Below are 23,715 nucleotides of genomic sequence, written 5' to 3'. Positions count from 1 at the left end.
GCTCAGCCGAGCGGGAGGTGGCTGTTGACCGCGCGGACGTCCGCGGCGAGCGCCGGGATCTCGACCACCTCGACGCCGGCCGCGGCCAGCCGTTCGGCGCCGTCGCAGTCGACGAACAGCGACGGCTCGCGCCAGGCGAAAACCACCCGGCCGATGCCGGCGGCGAGGATGAGCTCCGTGCAGGTCCACGGCCGCGACGCCCGCGCGCTGCACGGCTCCAGCGAGCTGTACACCGTCGCCCCCGCCGGATCGACACCGACACCGGGATCGCCGCCGCCACCGGAATCGACACCGCCACCGGGATCACCGCCGGCGGCCGACGCGTCGAGGCGGGCGGCGAGGCGGCGCAGCGCGACCTCCTCGGCGTGGTCGTGCGGTTCCTCCGCTCGGGAGTAGCCCTCGGCCAGCGGGGTTCCGTCGGCCGCCACGATCAGCGCGCCGACCGAGTACGCCGTGGACGACGGCGGGCAGCGGCGCCCGAGCTCGACCGCGCGGGCCAGCCAGTACCGGTCCCTGTCGGGGCCCGGCGGCGGACCACCGGGAGACGGCGAGCCGGCCGACGTCACGCCGGGTCGCCGACCGCCGGGTCGCCGACCGCCGGGTCGCCGACCGACCGGGAGGCCGCCGGGGAGGCCGGCGGGGTCAGCCGGGGGGCGACCCGCAGCGCCTGGGCGCGCAGCTTCTCGACGGCCTCGCCGGGATCGTCGGCGCCGAAGACCGCCGTGCCGGCGACGAAGACGTCGACCCCGGCCGCCGCGGCCTGCTCGACGGTGTTCTCGTTGACCCCGCCGTCGATCTGCAGCCACAGGTCCAGGCCGCGGTCGTCGATCAGGCGGCGCGCCGCCTCGATCTTCGGCAGCACCTCGGTCATGAACTTCTGACCTCCGAAGCCGGGCTCGATGGTCATCAGCAGCAGCAGATCGAAGCGGTGCAGGTCGTCGAGGTAGCGCTCGACCGGGGTGTTCGGCTTCACGGCGAGGCCGGTGCGGGCNCCGGCGGCCCGGATCGCCGCGGTGGTCCGCCGCAGGTCGGACACGGCCTCGGCGTGGATGGTCACGTTCGCCGCGCCGCGCTCGGCGTAGTCGGCGGCCCAGCGGTCCGGGTCCTCGATCATGAGATGGCAGTCGAGCGGGGTCTGCGTCGTCGACCGCAACGCCGTCACCGCGTCCGGGGAGAACGCCAGGTTCGGGACGAAGTGGTAGTCCATGACGTCGACGTGCAGCCAGTCGGCCCGGCCCTCGACCGCGAGGGCGGCGTCGGCCAGTCGACCGAAGTCCGCGGCGAGCATGCTGGGATAGATCTGTGCGGTTGCCACCCCGCGAGACTATCGACCGAATCGCCGCACGCCCCGACCCGTTCGACACCTTCGCGGCGGACATCTTCCGCGTTCGACAACCTCCGCGTTCGGCAACCCTCGCGTTCGACAACTCTCGCGTTCGACAACCCTCGCGTTCGGACCCTCGGCCGCGCGCCGGGCCCAGGTCGGGCAGCCGGCGGTCGGTGGGCAGGCGCCTGCCCACCGGGCGGGCTCAGTCCGGGTTGCGGCGCAGCAGCGCCACGAACATCGCGTCCGTGCCGTGCCGGTGCGGCCAGAGCTGGACGAACGGGCCGGATCCGAGCCCGTCGACCTCCGGCAGCCCGAGCCGGGCGTCGAGCACGGAGACATCCACCCGTTGCCCGGTCACCTGGCGGACCACCTCCACGGTCTCCGCCGGATGCGGGGAGCAGGTCGCGTAGGCGACCACCCCGCCGGGCCGGACCAGGTCCAGCGCGGCGACGAGCAGGGCGCTCTGCAACGGCACGAGGGCGGCCAGGTCGCCGGGGATGCGCCGCCAGCGGGCCTCCGGACGGCGCCGCAGCGCCCCGAGCCCGGTGCAGGGGACGTCGACGAGCACCCGGTCGGCGCTGCCCGCCGGCAGCGGGGCCGCCCGCCCGTCCGCGCGCACCACCCAGGCCCGCGGCTCCCCCGCCAGCGACCGGGCCACCAACCCGGCCCGGGTCGCCCGCGGTTCCAGCGCGAGCAGCGTCGCGCCGGAACCCGGCGCCGCGAGGCCTGCGGGCGCCGCGGGCTGCGACGAGAAGCCGGGCCCGCCGCCCGAGCGGTCGGTGAGCAGCCCGGCGAGCAGCGCAGCCTTACCGCCCGGACCGGCGCACAGGTCGACGGTCAGCCCACGGTCCCGGCCGACCGTGGGCGTGCGGGCCAGGGCGAGCGCGACCAGCTGGCTGCCCTCGTCCTGCACCGCGGCGGCCCCGGACGCCACCGCAGGCAGCCGCGCGGGATCGCCGCCGTCGAGGCGCACCGCGTACGGCGAGTAGGGCCCGGCGGCCGCGTCGAGCCCCTCCTCGGCGGCCTCGGCGAGCAGGCGGTTCTGGTCGCTGCGGCCCGGCCGGGCGACCAGGTGCACCGCGGGCCGGGTGTCGTCGGCGACGAGCGCGGCGCGGGTCTCGTCGAGGTCGTCCCCGAGCGCCTCCGCCACCACCTCGACGATCCAGCGCGGGTGAGTCGTCACCACCGCCAGGTGGCCGATCGGGTCGGTCTCGAAGCGGGGAGCGCCGAGCAGGGTGGCGAGGTCCCCGCCCGTCTCCGCGATCCGGGTGGCCACCCGACGCAGCACCGCGTTCGCGAACCGGACCGGACGCTCGCCGCTGGTCGCCCGGACCAGGTCCACGGTGCTGGCCACCGCGGCGCGGGCGGGCACCCGGGTGCGCAGCAGTTGATAGGCGCCGAGCCGTAGCGCGTCGCGCAGCGGCGGGTCGATGTCGTGCACGGGCCGACTCGTCGCCGTGTCGAGCAGACCGTCGAGGGTGCCCTGGGCGCGCAGCGCACCGTAGGCGAGCTCGGTGACGAAGCCGCGATCGCGGGCCGGCAGGCCGCTGCCGGCGAGCAGCGACGGCAGGAGCAGGTTCGCGTACGAACCACGCTCGTCGACCGCGCGCAGCACCTCCCAGGCCAGCAGACGAGGGCGGTCGACGGCGGCGGGCGGGCGGGCCCCCCGGGTGCCCGGTGATCCGGCCGGGCTCACGGGGCTCCCCCGGCACCGGCCGGACTCCCCGCCGCCGAGACCCGCTCCGCCGGGGCGTGCAGGAGGTCGTCGTCGGTCAGCCGGGCCCCTCGGGCCCAGTCGGCGGCCTTCATCGGTCCGCGGCCCTCCGGCCGCACCTCGTCGAGCAGCACCGGCGCCGTCCCGGTGCCCACGGCGACGGCGCCGTCGGCAAGCGCCACCAGCCGGCCCGGCGCCAGCTCGTCCGGCACGTTCTGCGCCCCGAGACGCACCGGGCCGATCTTGATCCGCCGGTCCCGGAACACCGTCCAGGCTCCGGGGGCGGGCGCCGCGGCCCGGGTCAGCCGGTCCACGGCGACCGCCGGCAGGGTCCAGTCGATCAACGCGTCCTGGGCGGTCAGCTTCGGCGCGAACGACACCCCCTCGGCGGGCTGGGGCACCGCCTGCAGGGTCCCGTCATCGATGCCGTCCATGACCGCGGCGAGCAGGTGCGCCCCGGAGTCCGCGAGCCGGTCGAGCAGGTCACCGGAGGTGTCGGTGGGGCGGACCCGCTCGGTGACGACGCCGAACACCGGCCCGGAGTCCATCGCCGGTTCGATCTGGAACACGCTGGCGCCGGTGAGATCGTCACCGGCGAGCACCGTTCGCTGCACCGGGGCCGCGCCGCGGTAGGCCGGCAGCAGCGAGAAGTGCAGGTTCACCCAGCCGTGACGGGGGATCGCGAGCGCCTCCCGGGGCAGCAGGGCGCCGTAGGCGACGACCGGGCAGCAGTCCGGCGCCAGATCGGTGAGCGCCGCGAGGAAGTCCGGGTCACGCGGCCGCTCCGGACTGAGCACCGGGATGCCGGCCTCGTCGGCGAGCAGGTGTACGGGCGGTGGCTTGATCTTCCGACCTCGACCGGCGGGCCGGTCGGGACGGGTGACGACCGCGACCACCTCGTGGCGTGGGCTGTCGATCAACGCCCGCAGGCTGGGCAGGGCGACCGCCGGTGTGCCGGCGAAAACAAGACGCATACGCGAGCACCGATCCGCCGCGACGCCGTGCGGACGCCGCAGCCGTCTACAGGGGCAGGGGAGCTGTCCGGCCAGGCCGGGGAGGTCCGCCGGCACCCAGGACGGGAACGGGCGGCATCCTCGGGCCTGCCGCCGCCCGACCGTACCGCGGACGACCACCACTGTGACGGACGGTCGGCCCCAGCCGCGATCGGGCCGCGGTCAGCCGATCACGAGCGGGTCGAGCTGGACGCGNAGGCCAGCCGTGCTGCGGCGGGCCCCGAGGACGCCGCGGGCCTCGTGCAGGGCGGCGGCGAGCGCCGCGCCGCGCTCGCGGGGCACCCGGATGAGCAACCGCTCGATCTCGCCTGCCTCGTCCGGGCCAGCGCCGCCCCGGCCGCCGGCCGGGGTCGGTGCCGCCCGGGCGGGGGGCGGCACCGGCACGGGGCCCAGCAGATCGGCCCCTTCGGGCAGGCGGGTCACCGCGAGCAGCTCGGCGACGGCCGCGGCACCGCCCTCCACGGTGGCCATCCGGGTCGCCGGCGGGAAGCCGAGTTCGGCGCGCTCGTCGGCCTCCCGGGCGGCGAAGGTCGCGGGATCCCAGCGGATCAGGGCCTGCACGACCGGCAGCCCGGCGTCGGCCGACACGATGACCCGCCCGCCCTGTGGCGCCGGGCGGGCCAGCGCCGCCGCCGCCGCCCAGCGCCGCAGGGCCGTCTCGGCGGCCCGCAGGTCGGGACGGCCGAGCAGGGCCCAGCCGTCGAGCAGGAGCACGGCGCCGTAGCCGCCGGCCGCGACCGGCTCGGCGCCGGGGGTGGAGATGACGAGCGCCGGCTCGGCGGGAACGGCGGCGAGCACGCCGTCGCGCCCCGAGGTCCGCACGGGCACGTCGGGGAAGGCCCGGCCCAGCTCCTCGGCGGTGCGCCGATCCCCCGTCACCGAGGCCCGCAGCCGCACGCTCGAACACGACGGGCATCGCCAGACCGACGCCCCGACCGGGCCGTCCGGGGCGGCGGGCACCGGTCGTCCGCACCACCGGCAGGTCAGCAGGCCGGCGCCGGAGGAGCGGCCCAGCGGACCCTGGCAGTGCCGGCAACGGGCGGGACGCCGGCAGTCCGCACACGCCAGCGAGGGGTGGTAGCCGCGCCGGGGCACCTGGACCAGCACCGGGGCGCCGGCCGCCAGGGCCTGGCGGGCCGTGCGGACCGCGAGCGACGGCAGCCGAGCGGCGCGGGCGGCCGGATCGCGGGCGTACTCGTGGTCCGAGCCGGTCGCCTCGACCCGGGGGGCGAGCGCCCGGACCTCGGGCAGGGGCAGCACCAGCGGATGGGCCCAGCCGCCGCGCACGAGCGCCTCGGCCTCCGTCGTCGGACAGAAGCCGCCGATCAGCAGGGCGCAGCCGTCCTGGCGCGCGCGCAGCACGGCGACGTCGCGGGTGTGCGGGTAGGGGGCCAGCGGCTCGGCGTGCAGATCGTCCCCGTCGTCCCAGACGACCAGCAGACCGAGGTCGGCGACGGGGGCGAAGACCGCGGAACGGGTGCCCACGACGACCCGCGCCTGGCCGCGACTGGCCGCGAGGAAGGCGCGGTAGCGGCGGGACGGGCCGAGGTCGGCCCGCAGGACGACGGTGGTCTCCCGCCCCACGACCTCGACCAGCGCGGCCTCGACCCGGTCGACGTCGCGATGGTCGGGCACGACGACGACCGCCCCACGGCCCGATCGCACCGTGGCGCCGACCGCGGCGGCGATCATCGACGGCCAGGCGGGGCCGGGCGGCGCCCACCACACGGCGCGCGGCGATCGGCCCGCGGCCAGCGCGGCGAGCATCGAGGGCCCGGCGGGATAGCGTGCCCATTCCTCCGGCCGCTCGCCGGGGGCAACGTCACCCGCCGGCGCCGAGGGCACAGCCGCACTCTCGGTGCGGCCGTGGCGGGGTGGCACGGCGAGGCGAAGGACGTCGGCCAGCGTGCCGGCGTAGCGGTCCGCCACGGCGCGGGCGAGCCGGGCGATCGACTCGGACAGGACGGGCTCCGGCGAGACCGACCGCTCCAGCGGGGCCAGCCGGCCCGGATGCTCCGAGGCGGCCCGCCGTTCCAGGACGAAACCGTCCACCTGCCGGCCGGCGAAGCGGACGCGGACCCGGGAGCCGGGCACGGCCGCCGCGGCGAGATCGGCCGGAACGAGGTAGTCGAAGGGACGGTCGAGGTGGGTCAGCGGGGTGTCGACCGCGACCCGGGCCACCGGCAGCTCCGCGGCCGGCGGGGAAACGCCGGGGGTCGTGGCGGGCTGCTCGGTCATGAGGGCATTAGTACCAGGCACCTCCGACAGGACCGACCGCCGGGAAAGCGGAGGCCGGGCCGGTCCACGCGGCGCGGACCGGCCCGGCCTCCCGGGTCGTGCCAGGAACGGGCGGGCGGAGTGTCAGCCCTTGACGGCGCGCTGGAGCGCCTCGGCGCGCGAGGTGGACTCCCAGGTGAAGTCGAGCTCGGGGCGACCGAAGTGCCCGTAGGCGGCGGTCTGGGCGTAGACCGGGCGCAGCAGGTCCAGGTCGCGGATGATGGCGGCCGGGCGCAGGTCGAACACCTGGGTCACGGCGTCCTGGATCTGCTCCTCGGGGACCGTTCCGGTGCCGAAGGTCTCGACGAACAGGCCGACCGGGTGCGCCTTGCCGATGGCGTAGGCGACCTGCACCTCGCAGGCGCTGGCGAGGCCGGCGGCGACGACGTTCTTGGCGACCCAGCGCATGGCGTAGGCGGCCGACCGGTCGACCTTGGACGGGTCCTTGCCGGAGAAGGCGCCGCCGCCGTGGCGGGCGTAGCCGCCGTAGGTGTCGACGATGATCTTGCGGCCGGTCAGGCCGGCGTCGCCCATCGGGCCGCCGATCTCGAAACGGCCGGTCGGGTTGACCAGCAGGCGGCGGCCCTCGGTGGAGATCTCGAGCAGGGCCAGCTCCGGCTCGACGACGTACTCGGCGATGTCGGGCGCGAGCAGCGTGTCGAGGTCGATGTCGGCGGCGTGCTGGGTGGAGACGACGACCGTGTCGAGGCGGACGGGCTTGCCGTCGGCGTACTCGATGGTGACCTGGGTCTTGCCGTCCGGACGCAGGTAGCCGACCTGGCCGTCCTTGCGGACCGCGGACAGCCGCCGGGCGAGGCGGTGCGCCAGCGCGATCGGCAGCGGCATGAGCTCGGGGGTCTGGTCGCAGGCGAAGCCGAACATCAGGCCCTGGTCGCCGGCGCCCTGACGGTCGAGCTCGTCCTCGCTGGACCCCTCGACGCGGGTCTCGTGGGCGGTGTCGACGCCCTGGGCGATGTCCGCGGACTGCGCGCCGATGGAGACGCTGACCCCGCAGGAGGCCCCGTCGAACCCCTTCTTGGACGAGTCGTAGCCGATCTCCAGGATGNGCTCGCGGACGACCGCGGCGATGTCGACGTAGGTCTTGGTGGTGACCTCACCCGCGACGTGCACCTGGCCCGTCGTGATGAGCGTCTCCACCGCGACCCGGCTCTTCGGATCGTCCTTGATCATGGCATCGAGGATCGAGTCGCTGATCTGGTCAGCGATCTTGTCCGGATGTCCCTCGGTGACGGACTCGGACGTGAACAGGCGCGTCGCCACTGGTCTAACCCCCTGGGAGATCCGGTTGATTCCGACGAAGCTTACCGAGGCGTCCGCACGGGTACCCGCACTGCCTCGCTGGACGTTCCGTCCCCGTGACCGATCGGGAACTCCACCACGAGGTCGAGGATCCGGTGCGCGACCAGATCCTTGCTCGACCGTTCGATGGTTGTCTCCCGCCCGTCGGCCGCCAGGACCACCGCGGCGTTGTCCGCCACCTCGAACCNGAGGCCGGCGCCGACCTGGTTGACGACGAGGAGGTCGACGGGCTTGCGGGCGAGTTTCGCCCGCGCGTGGTCGAGAACCCCTCCGTCGGGACCGCCCGTCTCGGCGGCGAAACCGACCAGGAGCTGCCCCGGACGACGGTTCGCCACCAACTCGGACAACACGTCAGGGTTTCGCACCAGAGCAATGGAGTCGGGCGCCGCGGATTCTTTCTTAATCTTGTACGCCTGCGTCGCCTGCGGCCGGAAATCGGCGACCGCGGCCGCCATCACGACGACATCCGCGGACGGCGCCACCTCGTGCACCCGCTCCCGCAACTCGGCCGCCGAGGTGACCGCGACTGTGCGCGCCCCGGCCACCTCGGGCAGGGCGACGTTGGCCGCGACCACCGTCACCGCGGCCCCGCGGGCGAGCGCCGCCCGCGCCACCGCGTAGCCCTGCCGCCCGCTGGAGGCGTTGCCGAGGAAACGGACCGGATCGAGATACTCCCGGGTACCCCCGGCGGTGACCAGCACGTGCCGGCCGGCGAGGTCCGGGCGGACGCCGTCGGCCCCGCGGGCGAGCACCGCCATGCCGAGCGCGGCGATCTCCGCCGGCTCGGGCAGCCGGCCCGGCCCCGAATCGGCGCCGGTCAACCGGCCGACGGCCGGGTCCAGCACCACCGCGCCCCGGGCCCGCAGCGTGGCCACGTTCGCCCGGGTGGCCGGATGCTGCCACATCTCGGTGTGCATCGCCGGGGCGAAGACCACCGGGCAGGTGGCCGTCAGCAGGGTTCCGGTGAGCAGGTCGTCCGCCCGCCCGGCGGCCGCGCGGGCCATCAGGTCCGCGGTCGCCGGGACGACGAGGACGAGATCGGCCTCCCGCCCGATGCGGACGTGGGCGACCTCGTCGGCGTCGCTCCAGACGTCGGTCGCGACCGGGTTGCCGGACAGCGCCGCCCAGGTCGTCTCCCCGACGAACCGCAGCGCGGACGGCGTGGGCACCACCCGGACCTCGTGCCCGGACTCGGTGAACCGGCGCAGCACCTCGACCGCCTTGTAGGCGGCGATGCCCCCGGCCACGCCGAGCACGACCCGGGGCCGCCGGGCCGGGGCGCCCGCGGCGCCGGTGGGCTCGTCGGTCACGGCCGGCTCGTCGGTCACGGCCGGGTCAGGCGACCGGCGGGAGGCTGTCGGAGACCGTCTCGTGGGTGAGCAGGCCGGCGTTGATCTCGCGGAGCGCGATCGACAGCGGCTTCTCCTGGGCGTTGGTCGTCTCGACCAGCGGCCCGACGTACTCCAGCAGGCCCTCGCCGAGCTGCGAGTAGTAGGCGTTGATCTGGCGAGCCCGCTTGGCCGCGTAGATGACCAGGCTGTACTTCGAGTCGGTGGCCTCGAGCAGCTCGTCGATCGGCGGGTTGGTGATGCCTTCGGGGTGGGCTACGGTTCCGGCCACGATGTCCTTCCGGGGTGAGCGTCCGGGGCGGCGGCCGCCGTCCGGACCGTGCTCCCGCGCACAGGGTTGCATGCGCAGGCCGCCAAGCCGCCTGCGCCCGGGTTCAGGCGCGTGAGGTGCGGCTTCGCGGCGCGGTACGAGGAGACCCGCACCTAGGAGCCGATCATCAATGCTACCAACCGCGCGGCCGCGGCCCNCACATCGTCGTTGACGACCACGTGGTCGAACTCCGTCTCGGCCGCCAGCTCGATGCGAGCCCGGTCCAACCGGCGGGCGATGACCTCGGGTGACTCGGTCCCCCGGCCGGTCAGCCGCCGGACCAGCTCCTCGAACGTCGGTGGCGCGAGGAAGACGAACCGGGCGTCGGGCATCGCCGAACGCACCTGGCGGGCCCCGAGCAGCTCGATCTCCAGCAGGCACGGGACGCCGGCGGCGAGCCGTTCCCGCAGGGGACCCCGCGGGGTGCCGTAGGCGTGCCCGGCGAACATCGCGTGCTCGACGAACTCGCCGGCCTTGACCATCCGGGCGAACTCCTCGGCGTCGACGAAGTGATACTCGACGCCGTCGGTCTCCCCGGGCCGGGGAGCCCGGGTGGTCGCACTGACCGAGACCCAGACCTCGGGATGACGCTCGCGGACGGCCGCGACGACCGTTCCCTTCCCGACGCCGGACGGCCCGGACAGCACTGTGAGACCCACGGCCCCAACCCTAGGGCCTCCGGGACGGCTGCCGCACAGCGGTCATCCGGCCGCGGATGGCCCAGGATGGGACTTGTTTCCCATGGACTTTCGGATCGGGGGCCGGTAAAGAATTCGGCCCCCGATCCGCTCGGAAGGTACCGCGGCTTCGCCGGAAGAACGTGAGTGAGACCACTCACCCGACGACGCCGCGTCCCGCCAAGGCCCTGTTCCGGTTGCCGGAGTGGATTTCCCACTCCACCGGATCAGGCCGTTCCGAACTCCTCGAGGAGCGCGGCGCGCTGCTTCGCGCCGAGCCCTCTCAGCCGGCGGGTCGGACTGATCCCGAGCCGTTCTCGGATCTTCTGGGCGCGCACGCGCCCAACTCCGGGAAGCGACTCCAGAACAGCCGAAACCTTCATCTTGCCGACGACCTCATCGGCCTCGGCCTGTTCCAAGACGGCGGCCAGAGTGGTCTCCGCCTTCTTCAACCGCTCCTTGAGTTCCGCGCGCTACTTACGAGCCAGCGCGGCTTTCTCGAGGGCGGCGGCCCTCTGCTCGGGCGTTAGGGGCGGCAGGGGCACGGGTACGCCTCCTCAATTCGGTGATCGCGCCGCGCAAACTAGCGAGGAAGTGGCTCCTCGGTCCAGCCTTGGCCACAACACTCTGATGCGGACATATTGTCCGCACAAGAGAAGGCTTTGACGGGACGAAAGGGGTGGCCCGCTCGTGCCGCACCCTTTCGGTCTACGACGGCCCCACCGTACCGCTTCGTACCGCACCAGGACGAACACACCCCGCCCTGACCACGGCCGTCAGCGAGCCGCAGGCCCCTGACCTGCGGAAATACTGTCTGCGACCATCTTCGCCGCTCCGCCCAGATCGGTGGCTCGGGTGATGGGACGGCCCACCACGACCAGGTCCGCACCCGCCTCCAGCGCCTCCCGCGGGGTCGCGATCCGCGCCTGGTCGGCCGCCTCGGACCCCTCCGGACGCACTCCGGGCGTGATGAGAGTCACGTTGCTACCGAGCTCCGAACGGACCATTCGGACCTCCCGCGGGCTGCACACAAGGGTGCGCGCCCCCGCCTCGACGGCGAGCACGGCGAGGCGGCGGACGGCGTCCTGCGGCGGTCCGGCGAGCCCGACGGCGGCCAGCGCGGCCGCATCCAGCGAGGTGAGGACGGTCACAACGGCTACCTCGACCGTGGGGGCCGCGGCGATGGCCGCACGTATCATCGCCGCTCCCCCAGCCGCATGCACGGTGANGAATCGAGGCTGCAACGTGGCAACCGACCGCATTCCACCGGCGACCGTCGCCGGAATGTCGTGCAGCTTGAGATCAAGGAACAGCTCGGGCGGCCCGCCGGCCGCCTCCCCGGGCGCCGTGCCGAGCTCGGCGGGCCCGGCGCCGTCGGCAGGCCCGGCGAGCAGGCCGGCCGCGCGCAGGGCCGTCACGATCGCCGGCCCCTCCCGGTAGAACAGCTCCAGCCCGATCTTGAGCACGGCGGTGTGCGGCGCGACCGCCGCGGCCCACCGCAGCGCGGTCGCGCCGTCCGGAGCGTCGAGCGCCACGGCCAGCGGTGCGCGACCGGCGCGCGGGGTGAAGCGGCGCCCGGCGCTCACCGAACGGTCCGCGCGGGGTCGAGGCCGGCGTCGAGGCCGGCCACCGCGCCCGGCCCGGCCGACGCATCCGACCGGGTCGACGCAGGTGGTCCGGTGGACGGGTCCGGGCCGGTGGACGGGTCCGGGCCGGCGCCGCCCGTCACCGGCCCGGCCGGCAGCTCCTCGATGTGCTCGGTCGGCTGATCCTCGAACGGCCCGGGCAGCAGGCCGTCCAGACGCTCGGTCGGCTGATCCTCGAAGTCCTCGTCCTCGAAGTCCTCGTCCTCGCTCTGGTCATCCTCGACGTCCTCGAACGGCTGCTCGTCGAACGGCACGCCCGGATCCGCGCCCGTGAACTCCGCGGACGCGGCTTCCGTGAGCTCCGTGGACGGGACGTCCGTGGACGGGGCGTCCGTGGACGGGGCGTCCGTGGACGGGGCGTCAGTAAACAGGACGTCAGTGGAGGGGACGTCCGTGGACTCCGGGGAGGGGGCGACCGTGAACGGGGCGGGATCGGCGCCCAGCGCGTCCGAGGTGTCCGAGGTGTCCGAAGCAGCCGCGCCGCCCCACGCCTCGCGCAGGGCCGCGTGGTATTCCTGCAGGGGCCGGACGCCCAGCTCTCCGCGGACCAGGGCCTCGACGCCCTGCACGCAGGCGGCGGCGCCCTGGATGGTGGTGATGCACGGCACTCCGGCGCTGACGCAGGCCGTGCGGATCTCGTAGCCGTCGAGCCGCGGGCCGACGCCCCACGGGGTGTTGATGACCAGATCGATCTGGCCCGAGGTGATCATCTCGACGCAGTCGAGCAGGCCCTCGGTCGGCGCCCGGTGCTTGCCGAGCACGACCGCCTTGACCCCGTTGCGCCGCAGTACCTGGGCGGTCCCCTCGGTGGCGTAGACGACGAAGCCGAGGTCCGCGAGCCGCTTGATCGGGAAGATCATCGCCCGCTTGTCCCGGTTGGCGACCGAGACGAACACCCGCCCGTAGGTGGGCAGCCCGTTGTAGGCGGCGGCCTGCGACTTGGCGTAGGCGGTGCCGAAGCCGTCGTCGATGCCCATCACCTCGCCGGTGGACTTCATCTCGGGGCCGAGGATGGTGTCCACCCCGCGCCCGACGGCGTCGCGGAAGCGGCCGAAGGGCAGCACCGCCTCCTTGACCGCGATGTGCGAGTCCAGCGGCAGAGTGGCGCCGTCGCCGGTGCGCGGCAGCAGGCCCTCGGCGCGCAGCTCGTCGACGGTGGCGCCGAGNATCACCCGGGCGGCGGCCTTGGCCAGCGGCACCGCGGTCGCCTTGGAGACGAACGGGACGGTGCGCGAGGCCCGCGGGTTGGCCTCCAGCACGTAGAGGACGTCGGACTGCAGGGCGTACTGGACGTTGAGCAGCCCTCGCACGCCGACGCCGCGGGCGATCGCCTCGGTGGACGTGCGGATGCGCTCCAGGTCGGCGTGGCCGAGCGTGATCGGCGGCAGGGCGCAGGCCGAGTCGCCGGAGTGCACGCCGGCCTCCTCGATGTGCTCCATCACGCCGGCGAGGTAGAGCGTCTCGCCGTCGAACAGGGCGTCGACGTCGATCTCGACGGCGTCGTCGAGGAACCGGTCGACGAGGACGGGGTGCTCGGGGGAGATCGCCGTGGCCCGCTCGATGTAGTCGCGCAGCATGGAGTCGTCGTAGACGATCTCCATCCCGCGCCCGCCGAGCACATAGGAGGGACGGACGAGCACCGGGTAGCCGATCCGCTCGGCGACGGCTCGGGCCTCCGGGAAGGAGGTTGCCACCCCGTGCGGCGGCGAGGGCAGGCCGGCGTCGGCCAGCACCCGGCCGAACAGGCCGCGGTCCTCGGCCAGGTGGATCGCCGCGGGCGCGGTCCCGACGATCGGCACGCCCGCCTCCNCCAGCGCCGCGGCGATGCCCAGCGGGGTCTGGCCGCCGAGCTGGACGATCACCCCGGCCAGCGGGCCGGCCTGCTGCTCGGCGTGGACGACCTCAAGGACGTCCTCGACCGTCAGCGGCTCGACGTAGAGCCGGTCGGCGGTGTCGTAGTCGGTGGACACCGTCTCCGGGTTGCAGTTGACCATGACGGTCTCGAACCCGGCGTCGGACAACGCCATCACGGCGTGACAACAGGCGTAGTCGAACTCGATGCCCTGGCCGATGCGGTTGGGGCCGCTGCCGAGCACGATCACCCGCGGGCGCCCACTCGGCGCCACCTCGGTCTCGCTGTCGTAGGCCGAGTAGTGGTAAGGGGTCTCGGAGGCGAACTCGGCCGCGCAGGTGTCCACGGTCTTGAACACCGGCCGGATNCCGGACCGGTGGCGGAAGGCCCGGACCACGTCCTCGGACGTGCCGAGCAGCTCGGCGAGCTGGGCGTCGGCGAAGCCGGCCCGCTTGGCCCGGCGGATGCCCGCCGGCGTGCGGGTCACACCGGCGGCGATCTCGTTCAGGAAGACGATCTGGTCGACGAACCAGGGGTCGATGCCGGTCACCCGGGTGACGTCCGCCGGGTCGGCGCCGGNGAGCAGTGCCTGCTGGACGGCCCGCAGCCGCCCGTCGTGCGGGACCCGGGTCGACTCCAGCAGGGTGGCCGCGTCGTCGGCCGGCGGGATGAACGAGAACACCGAGCCCGCCGACTCCATCGACCGCAGCGCCTTCTGCAGCGCCTCGGCGAAGCTTCGGCCCACGCCCATCGCCTCGCCGACCGACTTCATCGTCGTCGTCAGCGTCGGGTCGGCGCCGGGGAACTTCTCGAACGCGAACCGCGGCACCTTCACCACGACGTAGTCCAGCGTCGGCTCGAAGGCGGCCGGCGTGGTGCGGGTGATGTCGTTGGGGATCTCGTCGAGGGTGTAGCCGAGGGCGAGCTTCGCGGAGATCTTGGCGATCGGGAAGCCGGTGGCCTTCGACGCCAGCGCCGACGAGCGCGACACCCGCGGGTTCATCTCGATGACGACCTGCCGACCCGTCGCCGGGTCGACGGCAAACTGGATGTTGCAGCCGCCCGCGTCGACCCCGACGGCGCGCATGACCGCGATCGANATGTCGCGCATCGTCTGGTACTCGCGGTCGGTCAGGGTCATCNCCGGGGCGACGGTGATCGAGTCGCCGGTGTGCACGCCCATCGGGTCGACGTTCTCGATGGAGCAGACGACGACCACGTTGTCGGCGCGGTCGCGCATGAGCTCCAGCTCGAACTCCTTCCAGCCGAGGATGGACTCCTCGACCAGGACCTCGGTCGACGGGCTCGCCGACAGGCCGTCGGCGGCCATCCGGGTGAGTTCGGCCGGGTCGTGGNCGAAGCCGCTGCCGGCGCCGCCGAGGGTGAAGCTCGGCCGCACGACCACGGGGTAGGCGAACTCCTCGCCCGCGGCCAGGCACTCCTCGACGGTGTGGCAGATCGCGCTGCGCGCCGTCTCACCGCCGACGGCGGCGACGATGTCCTTGAACGCCTGGCGGTCCTCACCGGCGCGGATCGCATCGATGTTCGCGCCGATCAGCCGGACGCCGTAGCGGTCCAGGACGCCCGCGTCGTGCAGGGCGACGGCGGTGTTCAGCGCCGTCTGGCCGCCCATGGTCGCGAGGACGGCGTCGGGCCGCTCCCGTTCGATGATCTTGGTGACGATGTCCGGGGTGATCGGCTCGACGTAGGTCGCGTCGGCCAGCTCCGGGTCCGTCATGATCGTGGCCNGGTTGCTGTTGACCAGGATGACCCGCAGGCCCTCCGCCCGCAGCACCCGGCACGCCTGGGTGCCGGAGTAGTCGAACTCGCAGGCCTGGCCGATGACGATCGGCCCGGAGCCGATCACCAGGACGCTGCGCAGATCCTCGCGCCGGGGCATCAGGACTCCCCTCCGGCGACCGTGGCGCGCGCCTCACGGGCGGCGGCCATCAGGTCGCGGAACCNCTCGAACAAACCGGCCGCGTCGTGGGGTCCCGGCGCGGCCTCCGGATGAAACTGCACGCTGAAGGCCGGCACGTCCAGGCACTCCAATCCCTCGACGACCTCGTCGTTGAGGCCGATATGGCTGGCCACGACCCGGCCGAACGGCGTGTCCGTCACGCCGGTCAGCGGGGCGTTCACGGCGAAGCCGTGGTTCTGGCTGGTGACCGCGATGCGGCCGGTGGCCACGTCGCCGACGGNCTGGTTCACCCCGCGGTGGCCGTAGGTCAGCTTGTACGTCTCGAAGCCCAGGGCGCGGGCGAGCAGCTGGTGACCGAAGCAGATCCCGAACACCGGCACGTCGGCGCGCAGCACGGTGCGCAGGGCCTCGACGGCGTAGTCGGCGGTCGACGGGTCGCCGGGGCCGTTGGACAGGAAGACCCCGTCGGGTTCGAGGGCGAGCAGTTCCTCGCCGGTGGTCCGGGCGGGTAGCACGTGCACCTCGCACCCCAGCGCCGCCATGGCGGCGGGGGTGGCCCGCTTGATGCCGAGATCCACCGCGGCGACCTTGAACCGCGCCGGGCCGTTCGCGGCCGGGACCACATAGGGCTCGGAGGTGGAGACGACCGGCGCCAGATCGGCGCCGACCATCTGCGGCGAGCTGCGGACCCGGTCGAGCAGCGCCGCCAGCGCAGCGCTCTGCCCGCCCCCGTCGGCGTCGGCGGCCGAATGCTCGGGAGCTGGGTCGTCGGCGAGCGTGCTGCTGATCCCGCAGCGCATCGCTCCGCGTTCGCGCAGGTGACGGGTCAGCGCCCGGGTGTCGATGCCGCTGATGCCGACCACCCCGGCGGCGGCCAGCTCGTCGTCGAGGCTGCCACGCGAGCGCCAGCTCGACGGGCGCCGCGCCGGGTCGCGCACGACGAAGCCGGCGACCTGGATGCGGTCGGACTCGTAGTCGGCGTCGTTGACGCCGGTGTTGCCGATGTGCGGCGCGGTCATGATGACGATCTGGCCGTGGAACGACGGGTCGCTCAGCGTCTCCTGGTATCCGGTCATTCCGGTGCAGAAGACGGCCTCGCCGAAGGTCTCGCCGAGCGCGCCGTACGCCTCGCCGACGAAGCTGCGACCGTCCTCCAGCATCAGCACGGCGCGGGTCGGGTTCGCCCGGTCGGCCGGCCGGTGTGCCGGCGCCGCCGCGGGAGCCGCGGGCTGGTCGCCGGCCGCGGAGCCGGGGGTCGTGGTGAGGGTGCTCACCGATCCTCCTTCAGCCTGCGCACCTCACCCAGTGGTGAGGTCAACGGGTCGACCGGTGACCGGCCGGGGTCGGACTGCTCGGGGCGGCCCTGGTCGCCGTAGCGCGGGTCCGCCGGATGGGGGTCAGAAGGGCGAGGGTCGGGCTGACGGGAGGCTGGCCGGCGGGGGTCTGCGCGGCGCGGGTCCGGACCACGCGGGTCCGAGTGGCGGGGGTCCGGGGGCCGGGTGTCGGCGGGGCCGGGCACCCGGCGCGGGTCCCCGCGGTCGAGATCGGCCGGGCGCGGACCGCCGCGGCGGGGATCCGGCAGGTCGGCGTCCTGGTAGCGGGGGTCCGGACGGCGGGAATCCAGGGCCCGGGGGCCCGAGGCCCGGGGGTCGGGGGCTCGGGAGTCCGAGGCTCGGGAGTCAGGGTCGCGGCGCCGATGCGGGTAGTCGGGCCCGTCGGCGGCGACCGGCCGCTCCCCGCGGGCCGCACCGCGCTCGCCGCGGCGCAGCCGGGGACCGGTGCGGATCGCCGGCATCTCCTCGGTGGGCTGGCCCGAGCCCGGGCGGGGCGGCAGGCCACCGCCCGGTCCCGTGGCCGCGGCCCGCGGGCGCAGCCGGGGTCGCATCCGCGGCACCGCGTGCGGCGAGGTGACGTCGCCGGAGGCCAGGTGGGCCGGCGGCGGGCCGATGAGGTCGTGCACGGCGCGGACCACCTTGGGCTGACGCGCCCGGTCCTCCCCGCGGAAGCCGGTCTCCAGTTCGTGCCCCTCGTACGACCAGGCGATCACGATCAGGCGGCCCGGCGCGGAGACCTTGCCGGCGTGGGCCCGCTCCAGCCGGGCACCGCGCACGGCGTCCCGAGGGATCCAGAACGTGTCGCTGCCGCGGTCGACCCGCACGCCGGTCTCGTACACGCTGACGTACCCGCCGGTGCGTCCGCCCAGGCCGTGGGCGGCGATCCGCTCCAGCCAGTGGCCGGCGTCGACGGTGCCGAGGTACATCCCGCGCAGCGGGGCGGCGAGGACCGTGCCGGGCTCGGCCGGCGGGTCGGGCAGCTCGGGCAGGTCCTCCTCCTGCCGGTCGGCCTTGGCGCGCCAGGCCCGCAGCATCGCCCCCACCACCGCGACGAACAGCAGCAGCAGGCCCACCACGAGCAGCAGGTGCAGGCCCAGGCGGTCCGGCCCCCGGCCGGCGGCGAGGACGACCGGGCCGGTGGCGGCGGGCGCGTCGGCGAACGGCGAGGTGGGAAACGGCGAGGTGGGAAACGGCGAGGCTGCGAACGGCGAGACGGCAAGGGGCGAGACGNCCGCCAGCGAGACAGTCATACGACCTTCCCGTCGAGCACGGTGGGTCGGCCTCGCAGGAACGTGGCGCGGATCGCTCCCGGCAGAGACCGCCCCGCATAGGGGGTGTTGCGGCTGCGGCTGGCGAGCGTGTCCGCCTCGACGACCCGCCACGGTGACGGGTCGAGCAGCGTCACGGTCGCGGGCGCACCCACCGCTATGGAACTCCACCGCTGCGCCGCCGGTTGCGGCAGGCCGCCGATGCGGGCCGGGGCCAGAGCCATCCGGTCGGCGACGCCGGCCCAGTCGAGGTGCCCGGGGATGACCATCGTCTCCATCACCACCGACAGCGCGGTCTCCAGGCCCAGCATGCCGGGCCGGGCCGCGGCCCATTCGGTCTCCTTGTCCTCCAGTGCGTGCGGGGCGTGGTCGGTCGCCACGCAGTCGATCGTCCCGTCGGCGAGCCCGGCGCGCAGCGCGGCGACGTCCTCGGCGGTCCGCAGCGGCGGGTTGACCTTGAAGACCGGGTCGTACGAGCTGACCAGATCGTCGGTGAGCAGCAGGTGGTGCGGGGTGACCTCGGCGGTGACCTGCCAGCCCTTCGCCTTCGCCCAGCGGATGAGCTCCACCGAACCCGCGGTGGAGACGTGGCAGACGTGCAGCCGGGAACCGACGTGCCCGGCCAGCAGCGCGTCCCGGGCGATGATCGCCTCCTCGGNGACCGCGGGCCAGCCGGGCAGCCCCAGCCGGGCGGCCACGACCCCCTCGTTCATCTGGGCGCCGGCGGTCAGCCGCGGCTCCTCGGCGTGCTGGGCGATCACTCCGTCGAACGCCCTGACGTACTCCAGCGCCCGGCGCATGAGCAGGGCGTCGGACACGCAGTGCCCGTCGTCGGAGAACACCCGCACCTCGGCCGCGGACGTCGCCATCGCGCCGAGTTCGGCCAGCCGCTCCCCCGCGAGCCCCACCGTGACCGCGCCGACCGGCCGCACGTCGCAGTGCCCGGCGTCGAGCCCGAGCCGCCAGACCTGTTCGACGACGCCCGCGGTGTCGGCGACCGGGTTGGTGTTCGCCATGGCGAACACGGTGGTGTAGCCGCCGAGCGCCGCGGCCCGGGTGCCCGACTCGACCGTCTCGGCGTCCTCTCGGCCCGGTTCGCGCAGGTGGGTGTGCAGGTCGACCAGGCCCGGCAGCATGATCAGGCCGTCGGCGTCCAGGATGGCCGTCCCGGCGGGCAGGCCCTCGGAGTCCGGGCCGGTCGAGCCCGGGGGGCGCCAGGCCGCCACGACCCCGTCGNCGAGCAGCACGTCGACGGGATCCCCGCCGAGCGGGCGAACCCGGCGCAGCACCCAGGCCCGTCCCGAGCCGTCCGCTCCCGAGCCATCCGCCGTCATGAGACCTCCCCGGAACCGCCCAGCAGCAGATACAACACGGCCATCCGCACGCTCACCCCGTTCGCAACCTGCTCCACCACCGTCGACCGGTCGGAGTCGGCGACCCGGGAGGCGATCTCCATCCCGCGCACCATCGGCCCCGGATGCATGACCAGGGCGTGNTCGGNCAGGGTCGCGGCCCGGTCGACGTCCAGCCCGTAGCGGCGGCTGTACTCCCGCTCGGTGGGGAAGAACGCCGCCGACATCCGCTCCCGCTGTACCCGCAGCATCATCACCACATCGGTCTTGGGCAGCACCGCGTCGAGGTCGTACGACACCTCGACCGGCCACGAGGAGACACCGATGGGCAACAGCGTCGGCGGAGCCACCACCGTCACACTGGCTCCCAGGGTGNCCAGCAGCCAGACGTTGGACCGCGCCACCCGGGAATGCAGCACGTCACCGACGATGGTGACGGCGAGCCCGTCGACCCGACCGAGCCGCCGGCGCATGGTGAACGCGTCGAGCAGCGCCTGGGTCGGATGCTCGTGGGTGCCGTCGCCGGCGTTCACGACGCTGCCGCGCACCCAGGTCGCCAGCCGGTGCGGCGCGCCGCTGGCCGAATGCCGGCAGACCACCGCGTCGGCGCCCATCGCCTCGAGGGTCTGCGCGGTGTCCTTCAGGCTCTCGCCCTTCGACACGCTTGACCCGCGAGCCGAAAAATTGATCACATCGGCCGACAGTCTCTTGGCGGCTACTTCGAAGGACGTGCGGGTACGGGTGGAATCCTCGAAGAAAAGGTTGACCACGGTGCGGCCCCGCAGGGTCGGCAGCTTGCGGACCGACGCCTCGGCGACCCGCGCCATCCGCTCCGCGGTGTCCAGCACCAGCAGCGCGTCGTCCCGGCTGAGGTCCTCCGTCGACAGCAGGTGGCCCTTCATACCCGACCTCCGTTCGCCGCCGACGCCGACCACTCCGCCTGCGCGCGCCCGCGCTCGGCGAGCAGGCGCCGGGTCACGGCCGGTCTCCCGGGTCCGCCGTGCCCGCCGCGGCGCCGGCCGGGCTGGCTTCGGGCGAGACGATGAGCACGCCGTCGGCGCCGTCGATCTCCCGCAGCCGGACGGCCACCGACTCGCGGCGCGAGGTCGGCATGTTCTTCCCGACGTAGTCCGCGCGGATCGGCAGCTCGCGGTGGCCCCGGTCGACGAGGACGGCGAGCTGGACCGTGCGTGGGCGGCCGTAGGCGGCCAGCGCGTCGAGCGCGGCGCGCACCGTGCGCCCCGAGTAGAGGACGTCGTCGACGAGGATGACCACCCGGCCGTCGACCCCGCCGTCGGGAATTTCGGTCACCTCCAGTGGCCGAACTCCGCGCAGTCGCAGATCGTCGCGGTACATCGTGGGGTCGAGCGAGCCGACGGGAAGATCCACTCCCTCCACAGCCTGTACTCGCTGTGCCAGTCGATGCGCGAGGGGTACCCCGCGGGTGGGCACCCCGAGCAGCACGACACCGGCACCACCGGAGGTCTTTTCGAGGATCTGATGCGCCATCCGGCTGACGATCCGGGTGATGTCGTCGGCGGACAGTACTGTCCGGGCAATGCCGGGACGGCGCGATGCGGGGTCGCTCGCGGCGGCAGAGGCCACGCGGCATCCCTCCTTCCCCGCCTCACGGGACGGTCCTTAAAGGAGCGGTCTCAGCGACGTTACCAGGGCACTCCGGACGAGTGAGGGTCTCGCGGCACCGGTCCGCCGACCCCCGTCCGGCCGCCTGACTCCGTCCGCGCCCCCCGGTTCGCAGGCTCGTGCGGATTGTTGCCGCGCCAACTATCATCGCCACGCCGTGACTGCACGTCACCGGGTTCACTTCCGCCTGCGCCGGTACGGCGATCGGCGGAAGTTCCCGCCGGGCAGGCGTAGGGCGCAACCGGAGGGCTACAGAAAGTGGTACAAAGAAAGAAGCGACACGACCCCCCGGGTGTCGAGCCTCAACCCGGGGGGCACTACTATCGGTAACCGCCGGCGGCACGAGCCCCGGTTCCAACTGATCGACCACGACAGGAGTGGGCACTCCGATGTCCGACTATGCGAAGGCGCTCGGTGCTCGGCTGCGCGCGATACGCACCCAGCAGGGGCTCTCGCTTCATGGCGTCGAAGAGAAGTCGCACGGTCGGTGGAAAGCCGTCGTCGTCGGTTCCTACGAACGTGGGGACCGCGCCGTCACCGTACAGCGTCTCTCGGAGCTCGCGGAGTTCTACGGCGTTCCGGTCGGGGAGCTTCTTCCCGAGGGTTCCACCGTCGCCCCGCTGGAGCAGTCTCCGCGGATCGTCCTCGACCTCGAGCGCCTTTCCCAGGTGCCCAAGGAGCAGGGCGGACCGCTCGCGCGGTACGCGGCGACCATTCAGAGCCAGCGCGGCGACTACAACGGCCGGGTTCTCTCCATTCGCTACGAGGACCTGCGTTCCCTCGCGGTGATCTATGACACCTCCCCCAGCAAGCTCACCGAACAGCTCGTCTCGTGGGGCGTGCTGTCCCCGGAGCAGGGCGCGGACGCCACCGCTTCCGACGTCTGACAACCCTGCCGGTGCTCCACCGGCAGCGCACCAACCAACGGTTCCAGCATCACCAACGTTCCAGCATCACCAGTGGTTCCAGCACCATCTAGCGACGCAGCATCACCAGCAGTCTCGTTCGTGGCACAGCAGCTTCATCTCGATGTGATCGCGGGTCGGCATTCGGGGTCTCCGGCCGGCCGAACGCGAGTGGCACACCGGCAGCCGGGGGTACCCCGGTACGTCGCTGGGGCGACGTACCGGGCACGCCGATCGCGCGGCACCGGCCACGGCCGACAGGCCGGTCAGGACTCCCGGACCGACCCGGTGTCCGGTTCGGCCGTCACCGGCACCGCCCCGGCGTCGACCAGGCTGCCGAGCAGCCCGTTGACGAAGGACGGCGACCGGTCGGTGGACAGGTTCTTCGCCAGTTCCACCGCCTCGTCGATGACGACTCGGGGCGGAACGTCGGGCCGCCACAACAGCTCCAGCACGGCGATCCGCAGGATGTTGCGGTCGACCGGGGGCATGCGCTCCAGCGTCCAGCCCTCGGCGTGCCGGCCGATCCGCTCGTTGATCTCCCGCCAGTGCTCGACGACGCCCCTGACCAGCCCCTCGGCGTACTCCGAGACGGGCGGGTCGGCCTGGGCGCGCCGGGCGGTGAGGATCTCCGGGACGGCGGCACCGCGCACGTCCGCCTCGAACAGGATGTCCAGNGCGCGCTTGCGGGCCTTGGACCTGGCGCTCAGCTCGTCACCCGGCCCAGATAGCGGCCGTCGCGGGTGTCGACCTTGACCTTCTCGCCGGTCGTGATGAACAGCGGCACGTTGATCGTCGCGCCCGTCTCCAGGATCGCGGGCTTCGTGCCGCCGGTCGAACGGTCGCCCTGCACGCCCGGGTCGGTCTGGGCGATCGTCAGCTCGACGCTGGCGGGCAGCTCCACGTAGAGCGGGGCGCCGTCGTGCAGCGCGACGGTGGCGACGGTGTTCTCCAGCATGTAGTCGGCGGTCGTGCCGACGACGTCGGGCGGGATCGGGATCTGGTCGTAGGACTCGCTGTCCATGAAGACGAACTCGGCGCCGTCCCGGTAGAGGTAGGTCATCTCGCGCCGGTCCACGGTCGCGACCTCGACCTTGACGCCGGCGTTGAAGGTGCGGTCGACGACCTTCCCGGTGAGCACGTTCTTCAGGGTCGTGCGGACGAACGCCCCGCCCTTACCCGGCTTGACGTGCTGGAAGCCGACGACGTTCCACAACACCCCGTCGATGTCGAGCGTCATGCCGTTCTTCAGGTCGTTGCTGGTCGCCACTGCGCGCGTTCTCCCGTTCGGTTGCCATGCGTCGGCACGGCGGATCGTCGTCGTGCTGAAGCCTAGAGTCATCGGGTCGCACGCAGCGCGGCGACCCTGCCGGCCGCGACCGCCCGCCCGGGACCACTGCCGGTCCCTGCGCGGCGGCGATCAGCCAGGCCGCGGACAAGTCTACCGAGCCCGGCGCCCGCACCCCCGGGGCAGCGGTGTGATCAGGGTGCTTCGGGCAGCGCCAGGCCGCCGGGGGCGACCGCCGTGAACGCGGCGATCAGCAGGCCGGTGTCCGGACTGTCGAGGATGACGGTCTCGCCCTGGGCGGCCAGGCCGATGAAACGCAGCCGCCGGCCGCGGGACTTCTTGTCCACCCGCATGGCGTCGAGCAGCGCCGGCCACCGGTCGCCGCGGTAGCTCACCGGCAGGCCGATGCGGGTCAGCAGCTCGCGATGCCGGTCGGCGGTGGCGTCGTCGAGGCCGGCGACGAGCCGGGACAGTTCCGCCGCGAACACCATGCCCACCGAGATCGCCGCGCCGTGCCG

The 23,715-nt window shown here is 73.9% G+C and carries 15 protein-coding genes and 22 pseudogenes; 1 reads left to right on the top strand and 36 read right to left on the bottom strand.

The genetic code is table 11. The features are described from left to right. Nucleotides 1–2: 2 nt before the first annotated feature. From UK94_RS28505 to pyrR, 33 genes and pseudogenes are all read right to left on the bottom strand, one after another. Nucleotides 3–566, bottom strand: coding sequence for a dCMP deaminase (locus UK94_RS28505; protein ID WP_011606317.1), 564 nt, complete (start codon nt 564–566; stop codon nt 3–5). After that, nucleotides 563–991: pseudogene (locus tag UK94_RS68640) on the bottom strand (ribulose-phosphate 3-epimerase); the annotation flags it as partial. The gene UK94_RS28505 and the pseudogene UK94_RS68640, both read right to left, overlap by 4 nt. A 1-nt stretch (nt 992) precedes the next feature. Then, nucleotides 993–1,315 (bottom strand): annotated as a pseudogene (locus tag UK94_RS68635) (ribulose-phosphate 3-epimerase); the annotation flags it as partial. A gap of 214 nt (nt 1,316–1,529) precedes the next feature. Further along, nucleotides 1,530–3,023, bottom strand: a complete 1,494-nt coding sequence (locus tag UK94_RS28495) for a transcription antitermination factor NusB (protein ID WP_055752250.1) — start codon at nt 3,021–3,023, stop codon at nt 1,530–1,532. After that, the gene (gene fmt / locus UK94_RS28490; protein ID WP_011606320.1) at nt 3,020–4,015 is read right to left on the bottom strand and encodes a methionyl-tRNA formyltransferase; all 996 of its coding nucleotides are present in this window, start codon (nt 4,013–4,015) and stop codon (nt 3,020–3,022) included. Before fmt ends, UK94_RS28495 begins: the two co-directional genes overlap by 4 nt. A 235-nt stretch (nt 4,016–4,250) precedes the next feature. Beyond that, a partial coding sequence (locus UK94_RS28485) for a primosomal protein N' (protein ID WP_235490375.1) occupies nt 4,251–6,292 on the bottom strand: 2,042 nt, incomplete at its 3' end. Nucleotides 6,293–6,415: 123 nt separating this feature from the next. Then, a pseudogene (gene metK / locus UK94_RS28480) lies at nt 6,416–7,397 on the bottom strand (methionine adenosyltransferase); the annotation flags it as partial. 1 nt (nt 7,398) lies between these two features. Then, on the bottom strand, nt 7,399–7,612 hold a 214-nt coding region (locus UK94_RS68630; RefSeq protein ID WP_235490372.1), incomplete at its 3' end, for an S-adenosylmethionine synthetase N-terminal domain-containing protein. A gap of 41 nt (nt 7,613–7,653) precedes the next feature. After that, nucleotides 7,654–7,838, bottom strand: a pseudogene (locus UK94_RS68625) (phosphopantothenoylcysteine decarboxylase); the annotation flags it as partial. Nucleotide 7,839: 1 nt separating this feature from the next. Then, a partial coding sequence (gene coaBC, locus UK94_RS28475; RefSeq protein WP_235490369.1) for a bifunctional phosphopantothenoylcysteine decarboxylase/phosphopantothenate--cysteine ligase CoaBC occupies nt 7,840–8,961 on the bottom strand: 1,122 nt, incomplete at its 3' end. Nucleotides 8,962–8,986: 25 nt separating this feature from the next. Continuing rightward, nucleotides 8,987–9,271, bottom strand: a complete 285-nt coding sequence (rpoZ, locus tag UK94_RS28470; RefSeq protein WP_009742799.1) for a DNA-directed RNA polymerase subunit omega — start codon at nt 9,269–9,271, stop codon at nt 8,987–8,989. Nucleotides 9,272–9,423: 152 nt separating this feature from the next. Continuing rightward, nucleotides 9,424–9,467: pseudogene (locus UK94_RS75285) on the bottom strand (hypothetical protein); the annotation flags it as partial. 1 nt (nt 9,468) lies between these two features. Beyond that, nucleotides 9,469–9,969, bottom strand: a 501-nt coding sequence (gene gmk / locus UK94_RS28465; RefSeq protein WP_235490366.1) for a guanylate kinase, incomplete at its 3' end; no start/stop codon positions are given. Nucleotides 9,970–10,214: 245 nt separating this feature from the next. Beyond that, nucleotides 10,215–10,532: pseudogene (gene mihF, locus UK94_RS28460) on the bottom strand (integration host factor, actinobacterial type). A 231-nt stretch (nt 10,533–10,763) separates the two neighbouring features. Next, nucleotides 10,764–11,215: pseudogene (locus tag UK94_RS68620) on the bottom strand (orotidine 5'-phosphate decarboxylase / HUMPS family protein); the annotation flags it as partial. 1 nt (nt 11,216) lies between these two features. Beyond that, nucleotides 11,217–11,573: pseudogene (locus UK94_RS68615) on the bottom strand (orotidine 5'-phosphate decarboxylase / HUMPS family protein); the annotation flags it as partial. Continuing rightward, nucleotides 11,570–12,799 (bottom strand): annotated as a pseudogene (carB, locus tag UK94_RS68610) (carbamoyl phosphate synthase large subunit); the annotation flags it as partial. The pseudogenes carB (UK94_RS68610) and UK94_RS68615, both read right to left, overlap by 4 nt. Before the next feature lies 1 nt (nt 12,800). Then, nucleotides 12,801–13,442 (bottom strand): annotated as a pseudogene (locus UK94_RS68605) (ATP-grasp domain-containing protein); the annotation flags it as partial. 1 nt (nt 13,443) lies between these two features. Further along, a pseudogene (gene carB / locus UK94_RS68600) lies at nt 13,444–13,852 on the bottom strand (carbamoyl phosphate synthase large subunit); the annotation flags it as partial. 1 nt (nt 13,853) lies between these two features. Continuing rightward, nucleotides 13,854–14,064 (bottom strand): annotated as a pseudogene (locus UK94_RS68595) (hypothetical protein); the annotation flags it as partial. A 1-nt stretch (nt 14,065) separates the two neighbouring features. Then, nucleotides 14,066–14,584 (bottom strand): annotated as a pseudogene (gene carB / locus UK94_RS68590) (carbamoyl phosphate synthase large subunit); the annotation flags it as partial. Nucleotides 14,585–14,628: 44 nt separating this feature from the next. Then, nucleotides 14,629–14,840, bottom strand: a pseudogene (locus UK94_RS68580) (hypothetical protein); the annotation flags it as partial. Between the two features lies 1 nt (nt 14,841). Then, nucleotides 14,842–15,233, bottom strand: a pseudogene (carB, locus tag UK94_RS68575) (carbamoyl phosphate synthase large subunit); the annotation flags it as partial. 1 nt (nt 15,234) lies between these two features. Next, nucleotides 15,235–15,385, bottom strand: a 151-nt coding sequence (locus tag UK94_RS68570; protein WP_235490393.1) for a hypothetical protein, incomplete at its 3' end; no start/stop codon positions are given. Nucleotides 15,386–15,450: 65 nt separating this feature from the next. After that, nucleotides 15,451–15,686: pseudogene (locus UK94_RS68565) on the bottom strand (carbamoyl-phosphate synthase small subunit); the annotation flags it as partial. Between the two features lies 1 nt (nt 15,687). After that, the coding region (gene carA, locus UK94_RS28445; RefSeq protein ID WP_235490362.1) for a glutamine-hydrolyzing carbamoyl-phosphate synthase small subunit at nt 15,688–16,680 on the bottom strand (993 nt) is incomplete at its 3' end. Between the two features lie 1,306 nt (nt 16,681–17,986). Further along, nucleotides 17,987–18,666: pseudogene (locus tag UK94_RS68560) on the bottom strand (dihydroorotase); the annotation flags it as partial. A 1-nt stretch (nt 18,667) separates the two neighbouring features. Next, nucleotides 18,668–19,244: pseudogene (locus tag UK94_RS68555) on the bottom strand (amidohydrolase family protein); the annotation flags it as partial. Nucleotide 19,245: 1 nt separating this feature from the next. After that, the coding region (locus UK94_RS75280) for a hypothetical protein (RefSeq protein WP_268761695.1) at nt 19,246–19,342 on the bottom strand (97 nt) is incomplete at its 3' end. Next, nucleotides 19,339–19,503 (bottom strand): annotated as a pseudogene (locus UK94_RS68550) (aspartate carbamoyltransferase); the annotation flags it as partial. The gene UK94_RS75280 and the pseudogene UK94_RS68550, both read right to left, overlap by 4 nt. A gap of 6 nt (nt 19,504–19,509) precedes the next feature. Beyond that, nucleotides 19,510–19,735 (bottom strand): annotated as a pseudogene (locus UK94_RS68545) (aspartate carbamoyltransferase); the annotation flags it as partial. Between the two features lies 1 nt (nt 19,736). Next, a pseudogene (locus tag UK94_RS68540) lies at nt 19,737–20,262 on the bottom strand (aspartate carbamoyltransferase); the annotation flags it as partial. Between the two features lie 73 nt (nt 20,263–20,335). Then, nucleotides 20,336–20,965 carry a bifunctional pyr operon transcriptional regulator/uracil phosphoribosyltransferase PyrR gene (gene pyrR, locus UK94_RS28425; protein WP_041939663.1) on the bottom strand — a complete coding sequence of 210 codons (630 nt, stop codon included), beginning with the start codon at nt 20,963–20,965 and terminating at the stop codon, nt 20,336–20,338. 428 nt (nt 20,966–21,393) lie between these two features. Between pyrR and UK94_RS28420 the strand changes: the two genes are divergently transcribed. Next, nucleotides 21,394–21,891 carry a transcriptional regulator gene (locus UK94_RS28420; RefSeq protein ID WP_009742788.1) on the top strand — a complete coding sequence of 166 codons (498 nt, stop codon included), beginning with the start codon at nt 21,394–21,396 and terminating at the stop codon, nt 21,889–21,891. 284 nt (nt 21,892–22,175) lie between these two features. Here UK94_RS28420 and nusB read toward each other — a convergent pair whose 3' ends face one another. From nusB to UK94_RS68535, 3 genes and pseudogenes are all read right to left on the bottom strand, one after another. Continuing rightward, nucleotides 22,176–22,586 carry a transcription antitermination factor NusB gene (gene nusB / locus UK94_RS28415; protein ID WP_268761693.1) on the bottom strand — a complete coding sequence of 137 codons (411 nt, stop codon included), beginning with the start codon at nt 22,584–22,586 and terminating at the stop codon, nt 22,176–22,178. A 29-nt stretch (nt 22,587–22,615) separates the two neighbouring features. Beyond that, nucleotides 22,616–23,179 (bottom strand): elongation factor P, encoded by a 564-nt coding sequence (gene efp / locus UK94_RS28410; RefSeq protein ID WP_055752241.1) that lies wholly within the window; start codon nt 23,177–23,179, stop codon nt 22,616–22,618. 212 nt (nt 23,180–23,391) lie between these two features. Next, nucleotides 23,392–23,715, bottom strand: a pseudogene (locus UK94_RS68535) (3-dehydroquinate synthase); the annotation flags it as partial.

Origin of the sequence: Frankia sp. AvcI1, from assembly GCF_001420875.1 — a bacterium.
Taxonomy (GTDB): Bacteria; Actinomycetota; Actinomycetes; order Frankiales; family Frankiaceae; genus Frankia; species Frankia alni.
This window is presented reverse-complemented; position numbering and strand designations above follow the sequence as displayed.